Annotated in this window: 8 protein-coding genes; 1 reads left to right on the forward strand and 7 read right to left on the reverse strand. The window is 66.7% G+C overall.

What is annotated here, in order from left to right:
- Positions 1-7: 7 nt before the first annotated feature.
- From D7S86_RS26075 to D7S86_RS26095, 5 genes are all read right to left on the reverse strand, one after another.
- On the reverse strand, positions 8-2,314 hold the full coding sequence (locus D7S86_RS26075) for a polysaccharide biosynthesis tyrosine autokinase (protein ID WP_158602093.1): 2,307 nt from the start codon (positions 2,312-2,314) through the stop codon (positions 8-10).
- A gap of 166 nt (positions 2,315-2,480) precedes the next feature.
- Entirely contained in the window at positions 2,481-3,632 is a 1,152-nt protein-coding gene (locus tag D7S86_RS26080) for a polysaccharide biosynthesis/export family protein (protein ID WP_121090906.1), read from the reverse strand.
- Positions 3,633-3,871: 239 nt separating this feature from the next.
- The gene (locus tag D7S86_RS26085) at positions 3,872-4,831 is read right to left on the reverse strand and encodes a glycosyltransferase family 2 protein (RefSeq protein ID WP_121090908.1); all 960 of its coding nucleotides are present in this window, start codon (positions 4,829-4,831) and stop codon (positions 3,872-3,874) included.
- 259 nt (positions 4,832-5,090) lie between these two features.
- Positions 5,091-6,494, reverse strand: coding sequence for an undecaprenyl-phosphate glucose phosphotransferase (locus tag D7S86_RS26090; protein ID WP_121090909.1), 1,404 nt, complete (start codon positions 6,492-6,494; stop codon positions 5,091-5,093).
- A 62-nt stretch (positions 6,495-6,556) separates the two neighbouring features.
- Complete coding sequence (locus D7S86_RS26095; RefSeq protein ID WP_121090911.1) at positions 6,557-7,291, reverse strand: Crp/Fnr family transcriptional regulator; 735 nt, start codon at positions 7,289-7,291, stop codon at positions 6,557-6,559.
- Positions 7,292-7,512: 221 nt separating this feature from the next.
- Here D7S86_RS26095 and D7S86_RS29305 point away from each other — a divergent pair, with 221 nt between their 5' ends.
- Complete coding sequence (locus D7S86_RS29305; RefSeq protein WP_147432481.1) at positions 7,513-7,773, forward strand: hypothetical protein; 261 nt, start codon at positions 7,513-7,515, stop codon at positions 7,771-7,773.
- A 164-nt stretch (positions 7,774-7,937) separates the two neighbouring features.
- Here D7S86_RS29305 and D7S86_RS26105 read toward each other — a convergent pair whose 3' ends face one another.
- Positions 7,938-9,749 carry a serine aminopeptidase domain-containing protein gene (locus tag D7S86_RS26105; RefSeq protein WP_121090915.1) on the reverse strand — a complete coding sequence of 604 codons (1,812 nt, stop codon included), beginning with the start codon at positions 9,747-9,749 and terminating at the stop codon, positions 7,938-7,940.
- Entirely contained in the window at positions 9,746-12,493 is a 2,748-nt protein-coding gene (locus tag D7S86_RS26110; protein WP_158602094.1) for a glycosyl hydrolase 2 galactose-binding domain-containing protein, read from the reverse strand. The genes D7S86_RS26105 and D7S86_RS26110 overlap by 4 nt, the downstream gene beginning before the upstream one ends.
- Positions 12,494-12,516 lie beyond the last annotated feature (23 nt).

Here is a 12,516-nt window from a genome sequence, read left to right on the forward strand (position 1 = left end):
GCGCGCATCAACCCGGCCCCGACCCGTATTGGTACGAGTACGCGTACTCGTATTCATAACCATGCCGGCCCTGACGATTCGACGGCACCGCATTGAACACGCCGCCGAGCACGCGCGCGCCCGCGCGGTCGAGCCGCTTGAGCGACTCGGCAATCTCGCGTTCGGTATGCGCGCCCGAGCGCAGCACCATGACCGTCGTGCCCGCGACGTGCGCGATGAGCGCCGAGTCCGTGACCGCGAGCACGGGCGGCGTATCGACGAGCACCACGTCGTAACGCGTCTCGAGTTCCTCGAGGCACTGGCGCAAGCGCGGCGTCATCAGAAGCTCGGATGGATTCGGCGGATGCGCGCCGCTGCCGATGAAGTGCAGGTTCTGCATGCCGGTCGTCACGAGCACCTCGACCGGGTCCATCTGGCCCGACAGCACTTCGGAGAGCCCGACACCGCCGCGCCGGCCGAAATAGTCGCCGAGATGGCCGCGGCGCAGATCGGCGTCGATGAGCAGCACGCGCTTGCCGGCCTCGGCCATGAGCACCGCGAGGTTGACCGCGAGAAAACTCTTGCCGACCGCGGGCGCGGGCCCGGTCAGCGCGACGACCTTGTTGGACGCGTCGGCCATGCCGAACTGCAGCGCCGTGCGGAAGTTGCGGATGCTCTCGATCGTCATGTCGTGCGGGAACTGACGCGCGAGCAGCGGCAAGCCGACGCCGTCGCGCGTGCGCTCGTCGGCGGAACGCACGACGAGGCCGCGGCTCTTCGACGGCGGCGTACCGCCGCCGAGCAAGGCGCGCGGCGGCGTGCGTTCGAGCGCGCCCTCGCCGTCGAAGCGCGCCTGTTCGACGCTATAGGTGATCGACCCGAAGATCGGCAGATGCAGCGTGCGTTCGACCTGATCGGGATCGTCGACGCCGCTGAGAAACGTCTGTTTGACGAACGCAAACGCGCTGCCTAGGATCAGCCCGAAGATCGCGGCGCCGGCGATGATCATCGAACGCTTGGGTTTGATCGGCGTCGAGGGGCGCATCGCTTCGTCGACGACGTGGACGTTGCCGATCGTGCCCGCGCGATTGACCGAGAGCTCCTGCGCCTTGTTCATGAGCTGCACGTAGACCTCTTCGGCGACCTTCGCGTTGCGCTCGAGCGCAGCCGCCTGCTGCTGGTCGGCCGGCATGCCGTTGAAACGCTGATCGAACTTGTTCTTCTCGGCTTCGAGCATCGAGATCTGCGAGTCGATCGCGCGGACCACATCCGATTGCTCGGTGAAACGCGTCAGATACTGCGCGCGCTGCAGACGCAGATTCGCGATCTGCCGCTCGTATTCGATGCCGTTGGTCAGATAGGTCGACGACTCGGCCGTCGGCTGCATCGAGCCGGCCTTCGCGCGATATTCGGCGAGCGCGCTCTCGGCGGTCTCGAGGTCTTGCTTGAACTTCGGCAACTCGGCGTTCAGGAAGGTCAGCATGCGGCTCGCCTCTTCCTGCTTGCGCGCGAGATGCTGCGAGACGAAGGCCGCGCTCACGGCATTCAGGATGTCGGCGAGCATCTGCGGATCGCCGCCGTCGAGCGCGATCTCGACGACGCCGCTGTCCTTGCCGCGCTCGCTGACGCGCAGGCTGTTGGACAGCCCCTCGACCGCGTTGAGCTCGTTGGACTTGACCACCGTGAACGTCGTACCCGGCCGCGCGACGAGCGTCGTGACGAGGATCGATACGCCGCTGCCGTGTTCGAGTTCGCCGACCGTGCCGTCGAGCAGCACCTGTTCGCCGGGCCCCGACAGTTCATAGCGGCCGTCGGGCAGCGCCTTGAGCTGGAGATGGACTTCTTCGAGCCCGCGCGGCACGTCGATCGATCCGAGCTTGATCTGCTCGCCGCCCCACGCATATTTGCCGAGCCCGAGCCAGGGACGCGCGAGACCCTGCCCGTGCCAGAGCTTGTTCGCGATCTTGCCGAGCACCGGACAGACGTTGGGCCAGGCGCCGAAGTCGAGATGGAATTGCGCGACGAGTCCCTCGACCAGCGAGCGGCTCTTGAGCAATTCCATCTGCGACGCCGTCGAGAGCTGCGCGGTCGCCGGCGACGTGCCCTGTCCCACGACCGTCTGTTCGGTCGGCTCGACCTGCAGCAGCGCATTCGCCGAATAGACGGGCGGCTGCAGATACGCGTAGACGGACGCGAGCAGTGTCAGCACTGTCGCGATCGCGAGAATCCAGACGATCTGGCGCCGCAGAATCGCGATCAAATCGCCGAGCACGAACTCGTCGTCGGCATCGCGCGCGTTGGCGTACTGGACCGACATCGGCGGCATCTGTGCCATCTGGGGCGACACGTTCTCCGGCGGCGCCGGAAGAAGATAAGGCCTGTTCACTCTATTCACCTCTGCATCGACTGCGGCTGCGCCTCCCGCGCGATCCGGTACCGGACGCGTTTCACCCCGCGCGCACCGCCGGCGAGGAGCCCGCGCAACGCGCGGGCCCGTCTCGTCAATAGTTGTTCGGATCGACGAGCGCCTTCGTATAGAACAGGGTCGAGAGCGCCGGCGTGATCTGGTCGAGGACCCGGTTGAACCGCACCGCGCCCGACGTTCCGACATAGAGCACGTCGAGCGGATGCAGCGCGAATTGGGTCTGCAGCAACAAGGCGTCGACCTGCGTCATATCGAGGCGGAACACGACCGGCTTCTGCGGGTTGTCGGCCGCGCCGCGAATCACGTAGATCTGCCGCGGATCGGCCCCCTTCGGATCGATGCTTTGGACCGCCGCGAGCGCATCGGCGAGCGTGAGCCCCGCGCGCGGAATCGGCACCATCTGCGGGTGACCGACTTCGCCGAACGCGAAGATCCGCGCATCGCTGCGATCCGGCACGTTGACGACGTCGCCCGCTTCGAGCAGCACGTTCTCGCGCATGCGTCCGTGTTCGAGAATCGACTGCGCGTCGATCTCGATGGTCTCGCCGTGGCGCGTCAGATGCACGCGCGACATATCGGCGGCGGGCGTTTCGCCGCCCGCGCGCGTGATCGCGTCGATGAGCGTCAACGGCACGTCGGTGACGGCCATCGTGCCCGGGCTCTTGACCTCGCCCGTCATCTGGATGCGCTGGCTCCGGTACGCGATCACGCGGATATCGACCTGCGGATCGCGGACGTTCTTCGCGAGCAGCTTCGCGAACGTCTCGCGCGCCTGTTCGATCGTGAGCCCCGCGAGCTTCACGCGGCCGAGCGTCGGAAAGAAGATGGTGCCGTCGGAGCCGACGCGATGGCCGGCCTGATCGCTCGGCGCCGCGCCCGCGACCTGCGGCAGCGGCGGCGCGCCCGCGTTCGACTCGGGCGCCGCCGTCGGCGAGGTCGTCGAGAGTTCCGGATGGTCGTAGACCGTCACGCCGATGATGTCGTCGGGACCGATCTTGTAGTCCCATTTGCTGAGGTCGCTCGGCAGGCTGCTCGCCTGTTCGGCGCGCACCTGGGCGACCTGCTTCATGATGACGTCGGCCGTGATGACCTGGACCGGGTACGTCTCGGTCGACTGCTTCGCGTCGAGGTCATCCTGCAACCGTGATTTGTCGAGCCAAGGACCCGGCGCACAGGCGCTCAAGCCCACCGCGGCACACGTGACCGCTGTCAGAGTTCGAATCCACATAATCTGTCCGTCCTGGTCCTGGTCTTTATGGTTGTTTGAATGGAGCACGTGGACACTCGCGGCCCGCCTTCGGGCCGCTCCCGCCGTTCCCGCCTTCCCCACCGCCTGCTTCGCCACGCCGACTTGCCTGCGTGTTCCGTCTGATCCGCCGATCCGTTCGTTGCGCCTGTTTCAGGTACGCCGCCTTTCCCCGACCGCGCGTCCCGCCCATGCCGCCGGCCCCCGGCGGCCCGATTCATTCAGGCATGGTGAGCCGCCGGTCCCCGCCCGCGGTCCGCTTCGCCGAAGACCGCCCAGGTCGCCCGCGCGCTGATCCATACCTTGTAAAACGACTGTGTCCAGCCTTGTCCCTGCAATGCGAGCAACGCCGCGCGCGCGAGGCCCGGATCGGCACGCGTGCCGACGAGACTGCAGAACGCGACGAACGCGATACGGCCGGGTCCGCTCAGGTGCTCGCGCATCACGAAGCGGTAGTTGTAGGCCGCGTTGAAATACGCGCTCGCGTTGAGTACGAACCGCTTGTCGTCGTCCGCGCGCTCGGCCGGAAAGTGATCGACCCGCACCATCGGGTCGTACAGCAGCTTCCAGCCGCGCTTGTGCACCGCGAGCGAAAACGCCAGGTCGTTATGGACCTGCGCGCCCGCGCCGAGCAGTCGCGTATCGAACCGCAATCCCTCGATCGCATCGCGCCGCCACGCCATGTTGGCGCCCTTCAAAATCTGCACATCCCGCGGCGCGCCGCTGCCGATGTGATGGTTGCCCGTCACGCGGCCATACCAGCTCAGCAAGCCGACCTTGCGCGCGTCGCCCGTGAGCAGCGCGCCGCGCTCATGGACCAGATCGCGGCCGCCGACGCCGCCGAGCTGCGGATCGCGCGCGAAATGCGCCTCGATGCGCTCGACCCAGTCGCGATACGGCGCCGCGTCGTCGTCGGTGATCAGGATCAGCTCGCCGTGCGCCGCGCGCAGCCCGCAGTTGTTCGCCGCGACCTGACCGGGTTCGTCGACCCATGCCACGCGCAGTCCGTGCACGGCCTTGACCGCGATCCAGCGCTCGAGGGCCGCGACCGTCGGCGCGTCCTCGCGGCGCGCGACGACGACGACTTCGTCGGCGCGACGCGTCTGCGCACCCAGCGCGGCGAGGCAGCGTTCGAGATCGTCAGGTCGACGAAAGGTCGGCACGAGCACCGAGATCTTCATCCAGTCTCTCCGTCGGTGCCGCCGTTCCCGGGAAGGGATCGCGGATCATTCAGCCTGTTCGCGCGGCATCGTCTTGCGATGCCGGTCGGCTCATTGGGTTGGCCCCGTCGCGTGATCTGTACCGCCCTTGATTCGGGCGCGCTCGACGGCTGCTATCCACACAGTCGTGCACCATGGTTCATACAATGGCGCAGCGCTCGACGCGTGTCGGTTCGGTCGCGAACCAACGCATTGCCGCGCGCGGCTCGGCAATCGGTCATCAATACGCGTTGCGGCTCATGAAGCCCTTGAACAGCGTCATGACGACGATCTTGATGTCGAACCAGAACGACCAGTTCTGGATGTAGAACAAGTCGAACTTCACGCGCGCTTCCATCTTCTCGACGCGCGACGTCTCGCCGCGATAGCCGTTGATCTGCGCCCAGCCCGTAATGCCCGGCTTGATCCGATAACGGAACATGTAGCCGTCCACGAGATTCTTGTAGAGATCGTCGTGCTCGATCGCATGCGGACGCGGGCCGACGACCGACATCTGGCCGAGCAGCACATTGATGAACTGCGGCAACTCGTCGAGACTCGTGCGCCGCAAGAACGCGCCGACACGCGTGACGCGCTTGTCGGCGCGCCCGGCCTGGGTCAGACGTCCTTCGGCTTCGCGATGCACGCGCATCGTGCGGAACTTGAGGATCTCGAACGGATGCCCGTCGACGCCCTTGCGATGCTGACGGAACAGCACGGGACCCGGCGACGAGAGCTTGACCGCGATAGCGATCGCGATCATCACGGGCAGCAGCGCCAGCAGCACGGCAAGCGCGAAGAACCGGTCGAATACGCGCTTGGGCCACATCTCGAGATCGCTGACGGGAGCGGCCGCGAGATTGATCGTCGGCATGCCGAGGATCTCGACGAGCGAGTGCGCATACAAGGAAAGGCTTCGTGTGTCGGGCATGAAGCGCAGGTTCACGAAGTCGTCGCGGAACTCGCGCATGAAGCGCAGCAGCAGCCGCTCGTTCGACATCGGCACCGCGAGCCAGATCTCGTCGATATGCGTCTCGCGGACCTTGCGCACGAGCCCGCCGAAATCATGGAAGACCGGGATGCCCGACACCGTCGCCGCTTCGCCGCGCGGCAGATCGACAAGCGTTTCGTCGTCCTCGGGTTCATAGATCATCGCGGGCTGAAAACCCGCCTGCGGCGTATCGCGCAGATGATTGATGATCGTGCGGCTATGACTCTCGGAACCGACCACGGCAACGCGCCGCTGATTGCGTCCGGTGCGGCGCACGCGGCGCAGCAGTTGATACACGAGCAGCTTCGCGCCGACGAGCCCGACGAGCGCGCAGAGCGTCATCGTGCCGAACCAGAGCCGCGAAATATCGCTCCGGTGCAGCGAGAACAACAGCATCAGCGCGACGCTCGTCGAGACGAGCCAGGCGCCGACGATGCGCCACGCGAGCGACGACAGCGACTTGCCGCGCCACGACTGATAGACGCCGCAGGCCGGAAAAATAATGAGTACGAGGGCGCAGTCGAATGCGACGAGCAGCGTGTCGGCATCGTTCCATGCGAACACGCCGCCGATGCCGAAACGCAGCCAATGAGCCAACAGCGCCGACAATGCGACGATCAGCACGTCGGTCGCGCGCGCGGTCAATCCAATCATGGCGAATCCTTGTCGCGGACCGCGCGCGCCGCGCGCGGTCCTTTAAAGCCCGAAGGAGGACCTCAGTTCATGTACTGAGGACGTTCGTATCGCGGCAGAAGGCGATCGAACTCGCGCTTGACGATGCCGTAGCACTCGCAGGCCTTTTCTTCGAGACCCGAGCGATCGAGCACGGTGATGTGCCCGCGGCTGTGATGGATGAGACCCGCTTCCTGAAGCTTGCCCGCGGCTTCGGTGACGCCCTCGCGGCGCACGCCGAGCATGTTCGCAATGGTCTCCTGCGTGACGGTCAGCTCGTTCGTCGACAGGCGGTCCACTGCAAGCAGCAGCCAGCGGCACAGTTGGCGCGCCAGCGCGTGATGACGATTGCAGGCGGCTGTCTGCGCAATCTGTGTCATCAACGCTTGCATATAGAGCAGCATCAGGCGATGCATGAACTGCGACTGCATGAAGTGCTGTTTGAACGCATGCGCACTGATCTTGTAGGCAAAACCCGCACTATGCACTTGCGCGCGGCTCGGCATCGTTTCGCCGCCCGTCAGCACGGGGACGCCGACCACGCCCTCGTTGCCGACCGCCGCGATTTCGACGGAACCGCCGTTCTCCATCGTGTACATCAACGACACGATGGCCGTCGTCGGAAAGTACAGATTGGTGATTTTCTCACCGTGATCCGAAAGGACCTGACCGCGCTGGAGTCTCACGATCTCAAGCTGGTGAGCAAACTTCTGCCATTCTTCCGTGGGTAAAGCAGCGAGAAGGTGGTTCTCGCGAACATCGCCTCGTAGTTGGATCATCGCAGTTCCCGAATTGGCCGTGGATGTATTCAGGCCGATGCGCCGCGCTTGTCTCGCACAGTCCCATCGGTCACGTTGTTGTTGCGATTCCATTAGCGATTCCCGTGCCATGACACGCGCAGCACGGTGTTTACGCGCGTGCGCTGCCCTGCAGCATCGTGCTCGGCGAGACATGGGCAAAAAATGTTTCAAAACTGAATCGCGAGACAGAGGAACGGGTCTTGAACGCTTCAGCGATGTTGCGCATCGAGCGACGCGAAACGCACTCGACGGTCGGCGCGCGCCACACGCTCATCGTGAGCAATGCACGCCAAACCATTGTCCGAAAAGGCGTTTTGAATCACGAAACGCAAGGTAAGGCGAAGCGCAAGTCGGGAACACCCGATAAAACGCCGCGTGAAAAACGATGCAAATTTGTTCACTGCAGTGTGAGTGAAATTCTTAATCGTTCTTTGTGTTCGCTTGCGCACACTGCTCGATAGGTGCGCGCTTTGGGTACAGATCGAGGGCCTCGCGGCGCTGGCGCGCGGATTTTTCTCGTGCTAGACACACGGACGTCATGAAGCGAAAAACGGCCGCGCGCGTGTCGCAAACCTGCGACGCGCGCGCGGCCGTCTTGCTTCGTCGATCGTCGAGCCGGGTCGTTTCAGAGCGCGAATTTGGCGCGTTCGCCGGCACGCCATGCCGACGCGTCACGGTCGGCGTGTTGGGGCACGCCATCGAATTCGGCGAAGAACTGTTCGGCGTAGGCAAACACTTTCTCTCGCCCGGTGCGCGAGACGAGCGAATGATCGAGTTTGTCGATCCGCGCGACCTCGATATGGTCGTACCGCTCGAGCCGGCGGCCTCCCTGACCGAAGTAGGTACTCAGTTCCTCGAGCCCGCGATTGAACGAACCGTAAACGAGCCGGACCTCGACGCCCTTGCGGTTCAGATGCGAGACGAGCGCCTGCGCGCGCCCCGAGCGGCCGAATTCGAGCCGCGTGAGATCGTGCGCGAGATTCGCCGTCGCGATCGCGCCGCGCCGCGCGAACCGATGCGCGATGGTCTTGAGCTTCGCGCGAACGTGGCTGCGCCCGCGCAGCACGTTGACCCACTTATTGAGCTTGCGCGCCGAACGCATATAGAGCTGCATCGACTGCCCCTGCTTGCTCATGGCCTGTTCGAGCGTTTCGTCGGCGCCCCAGATGAAACGCTGGACGTTGACGGCGAGCACGCCGTCGACATGCGGCGACATCGCGGCCGCATGGAGACTCAGATACGCGCCCGAGCAGATGCCGAACAACGCGATGCTCGGAAACCCGTGCGAGGACAGCCATCGCGTCGCCTCGCAGACGTCGCCGATCGCGCGCGCGCTGTAAAGCGGCGACTGGCTGTCGACCCAGCCCGAGGACGGCGTCTCGCCGATTCCGCTGATATCGAGGCGCACGGACGCGACGCCCTGCGCCGCGAGCCGGCGCGCGAACACGACGGCAAGCCGCCCGTCGCCCGTATGCAGGTTCGCGCCCGTGTTGACGATCACGACGAGCGGCCCGCGCCGTACGGTCGAAACCGGCTCGCAGAGCACGCCGAACAGTTCGCGTTCGTCCGTCCCGTCCACGCCATCGATGCGCAGCGGCGTCTCGCGCGCGTCCTGCGCGAAAATCCGCGCGGGCAAGGATTCGATACGCGCGGCCGCGTGGTGCTCGGGGACGTTCTGCTGGAGCCAGAGCGCGACGTCGTCGAACGCGGCGCGCGGGTCCGCGCTATAGATGGCTTCGACCATCAGGTCCGCGTATTCGGGGAACGGCCGCAGCTCGACGTCGGCGCCGAGCTCGATATAGCGCGCCGCGAGCCGTTCGCCTTCGCGGCCGAACGGATCGAGGATCAGCACGCGCGGCGCCGGACGGCTCGACGTGCCGTTCAGGCTGATCGACGAGATCGGGTCGAGCGTCTCGCGATAGAACCGGTGTCCGAGCACGTCCTGAAACGCTTCGCCTTGACCGGGCTCGTCGTCGACGTCGACGACGGCGCGCCAGTTCTTGTAGAGCGCCTTCATTTCGCGCAAATACGTGCGCCCCGACACGGCCGGCGCGAGCAGCACGAGCCCCGCGAGCGATTCGTCGCCCTGCAGCACCTGACTCGCGAGCGCCGCGAGCGTCGCGCCGAAACGCAAGCCGACGAGCACGACATCGCGCACGCCCGTCGTTTCGCGCAGCTTGCGCGTCGCGGCGACGATATTGCCGATCCACATTTCGAGCCGCGCCGCGTCGCTGTCCGCCCCCGCCGAATCGCCGGTGCCGTGATAGTCGAAGCGCAGCGTGGGCATGCCGTTGCGCGCGAGCTGGCACGCGAGCCTGCGCAACGACTTGTGCGCCCACATGGCCTCGTGGCCGAGCGGATTGCAGAGCACCACGCCGCGTGTGCCGGGTGCGTCATGGAGCCAGCCCAAACACCCATCGAAAACGATCGGATTCATCGTTCACCTCGAAAAACACGATGCTGCGCGCCGTTGAGCGCGCGCACCGAACCGTCGGGCGCGTCGGCGGCGGGATCGCGCGTCGCGAGCCGCACGCGGCGCTCGCGGCCCGGCGCCAGCGAGAAGAAGTTGTCTTCCGCGACATAGTGCGGATCGACGATCTGGACGCAGCGCGCGAAACGGCGCGCGCTGACGACGAGGACCCAGTCGGAATGCGTCGCATCGCGTTCGAGTCGCGCGGCCAGGCCGACGTCGACCGGCTCGCCGAGCGTGCGCTCGGGCAGATGCGAGGCCTCATCGAGCACGACGTGCGTGCGCCGGTCCCAGAGCGTCGCGATCGTGACGTCGTGCTCGCGCGGACCGAACCGGTACGCATACGTGAAATCGAAAAAGCGTCCGACGATGGCCGACGCCGTGATGCGTTGCGTCGAATGCGCAGCGACGTCGATATCGACGCCGGCCTGCAGGAGCGGCGTCTCGCCGTTGCGCAGGCTCGCGAGTTCGAGCCGCGCGCGCAACGCGACGGGCCGATCGTTGACCACGTGCAGATGGAGCCCGTTGAGGCCTTCGTCGGTAATCAGCAACTGGATAGGCTTGAACATCTGGCGCATCGCGTACCACGCGGCCTTCGGCCGTGCGTCGACGCCGAGCACGCCCCATCCCGCGCCCTGCCGCAAATCCTGAAGCTGCCAGACGAGCCCGCCCGCGCAGGCCGAGCCGTGACGCCGCCATTCGCTGAACACTTCGGTCACGAGATCGACGCTGACTGCGCGGCCCGCGTCGAGATAGCGCGTCGGATCGGTCTCGCGCAGCGTGCGCGGATCGAGTCCGTAGAGCGCCTCGACGTAGTGGTCGCGCACGTCCTCGAAATCCCAATCCGCGCCGTTGTCGCGCGGCACGCCCACGCGCCACGCCGCGCTGCCGGGCGCGACGCCCGGCATCAGCACCGCGAGCGATTCTTCCGCGGGCACGTTCGACAACGCGAGACATTCCGACGCGAAGCGCACGCACGAGCGCCGGATGTCGTCGAAGCCCCGGCGGTAGGCGCCGACGCCGTAGTAGTGCGCAACCGACGTGTCTGGCTGGAACGGCAGGTCGCCGCCACTCGGCGAATTGGGTACGTAGACGAGATCGGGCCGATAGCGCGCGACGAGCGACGGCAGCCGCTCCGTGAAGAATTCGGGCATCGCGTCGCGTGCCGGAACGCCGAACATCGCGGCCTGCTGCGCGACCTCGCTGCCGCCGCAGATCACCGCGAGCGACGGGTTGGTCTGCGTGCGCAGCAGCAGATGTTCGACTTCCGCGCCGACGTCCTGCGAAAACGCGGCGTCGTCGGCCGGGTAGTCGAAGTTCGCGAACATCATGTCCTGCCAGACGAGGATGCCGAGTTCGTCGCAGAGATCGAAGAACGGGTTCGCCTCGTACGTCATGACGCCCGCGATCCGGATCATGTTCATATGCGCGTCGCGCGCGGCGCGCAGCCAGGGCTCGTACGCCTCGCGCGTCGCGGGCAGCGCGACGAGATCGGCCGCGGTCCAGCATGCGCCGCGGCAGAACACGCGCACGCCGTTGACGACGAGCGCGAAGCCCGCGCCGTCGGCGCCGTGATCGGCTTCGACGGTCCGGAAGCCGACGCGCCCGAGATCGAAACGCCCGCCGCCGATTTCGACCGACAGATCGTGCAGGACGGTCTCGCCATGCGTGTGCGGCCACCAGAGCTGCACCGACGGCATACGGAGCTCGCCTTCGAACACGTTCGCGTCGGCGCGATGCATCGCGCCGCGCTGATCGCCGCAGACCATCGAGACGAATGCCCCCGCGTCCTGCCGCTTGCCGCCCGTGCAGGCCTGGCGCGCGAGACGCGGCGCGCGCACTTCGATGCGCACACTGACGAAGCCGTCCGCGCCGACGACGCGTGTTTCGACGTCGACATGCGAGATCCATTGCTCGCGCGGATCGACGAGCGTGACCGCGCGCCACGGACCGACCGCGGGCACCGGCGCGCACCAGCCCGGCATGCGCCCGAGCGCCGCGCCGCGCACGCCGCGCAAGGCGGCGGCCGCGACGAGCTTCTGGCGCCAGCGCTGACGGCGCAGCGCGGGTCCCTGAAGCGCGCGGAACACGAGATGCAGCGTATGGCGCGCGGCGGGATCGTCGCCGAGGTCGAGTTCGATTTCGTGGGCGACGAACATCGAGCGCGATTGATGACGCAGCGTGCCGTCGACCCAGACTTCCGCGAGCGTCGCGAGTCCTTCGCAGCGCAACACGCGCGCGCCCGCGCCCTGAAATTCGGTGCGATACCACCAGTCATGCGTATCGGGATCGTCGTGCGCGAGCGGCGCGCCGTCGGCCCAGCGCCCCGCGTCGCGCAGCGCCTGCGCGACGGTGCCGGGCACGCGCGCGGCAAGCCAGTCGGCCGCGTGCGGCGCGCCGAACGGCAGCTCGGCGGGACTCCGGTACGCGCCGGCGTCGGTACCGAGCACGGTCCACCCTTGATCGAGCGCAACGCCCGCGTGAATCGGCATGCCATGGACGGCCGGATCGCGAACCGCACTGACCGCGCGCCATTCCGCTTCGGGCGTGTTCGAATCGGCCAGCGGCTCGACGACGTCGAGCGTGCCCTCCGCGTCCGCCTGAGCGGCGATGGCCTGGGCGGCCGAAGCCGCATGCGACCGCGCGTCGAACCCCGCGGTCCCGGGTACGCCGGACTCGATCGTCGCGAGCGCCGCCGGCGGTGTGGTCATACGCGTGTGGCCCGCCGCGCGGG

Source organism: Pararobbsia silviterrae (assembly GCF_003628125.1).
In the GTDB taxonomy this organism is placed as follows: Bacteria; Pseudomonadota; Gammaproteobacteria; order Burkholderiales; family Burkholderiaceae; genus Pararobbsia; species Pararobbsia silviterrae.

Excerpts from the sequence above, each read along its gene's own strand:
- D7S86_RS26085 (WP_121090908.1), bottom strand. The coding sequence starts at position 4,831 with ATGAAGATCTCGGTGCTCGTGCCGACCTTTCGTCGACCTGACGATCTC.
- D7S86_RS26110 (WP_158602094.1), bottom strand. The coding sequence starts at position 12,493 with ATGACCACACCGCCGGCGGCGCTCGCGACGATCGAGTCCGGCGTACCC.
- D7S86_RS26080 (WP_121090906.1), bottom strand. The coding sequence starts at position 3,632 with ATGTGGATTCGAACTCTGACAGCGGTCACGTGTGCCGCGGTGGGCTTG.
- D7S86_RS26075 (WP_158602093.1), bottom strand. The coding sequence starts at position 2,314 with ATGGCACAGATGCCGCCGATGTCGGTCCAGTACGCCAACGCGCGCGAT.
- D7S86_RS26090 (WP_121090909.1), bottom strand. The coding sequence starts at position 6,494 with ATGATTGGATTGACCGCGCGCGCGACCGACGTGCTGATCGTCGCATTG.
- D7S86_RS26095 (WP_121090911.1), bottom strand. The coding sequence starts at position 7,291 with ATGATCCAACTACGAGGCGATGTTCGCGAGAACCACCTTCTCGCTGCT.
- D7S86_RS26105 (WP_121090915.1), bottom strand. The coding sequence starts at position 9,749 with ATGAATCCGATCGTTTTCGATGGGTGTTTGGGCTGGCTCCATGACGCA.